The organism is Elizabethkingia argenteiflava (assembly GCF_009904105.1).
GTDB classification, from domain to species: domain Bacteria; phylum Bacteroidota; class Bacteroidia; order Flavobacteriales; family Weeksellaceae; genus Elizabethkingia; species Elizabethkingia argenteiflava.
This window is the reverse complement of sequence record NZ_JAAABJ010000377.1, coordinates 1-255: the sequence shown is the minus strand read 5'-3', so window position 1 is coordinate 255 and position 255 is coordinate 1. Positions and strand designations below refer to the sequence as shown.

The window sequence follows — 255 nt, the reverse complement described above, 5'->3', positions numbered from 1 at the left end:
GTTTACAATCGCAGAAAGCGCAACTTGTTTGCTTATCGGGATTCATTAAGAAACAAGATAGCTGCAAAAATATCTGTCAGTGATTATTACATTGTAGATAGCATGCCATTAGAAATATGCAAATTAAGCAGAAGTTGCAGAAGTACTGTTTGTAGAGAAAATTACTTTACCAGCTCGGATAAAGGTTTTTGTGCTTGGCAAAATAGTGTTTATTATGGTTATAAATTGCATGCAGTGTGTACTACTGATGGGATT

Annotated in this window: 1 pseudogene; it reads left to right on the top strand. The window is 34.5% G+C overall.

Annotation, left to right across the window (positions count from 1 at the left end):
* Nucleotides 1-255 (top strand): annotated as a pseudogene (locus GNY06_RS13670) (IS982 family transposase); the annotation flags it as partial.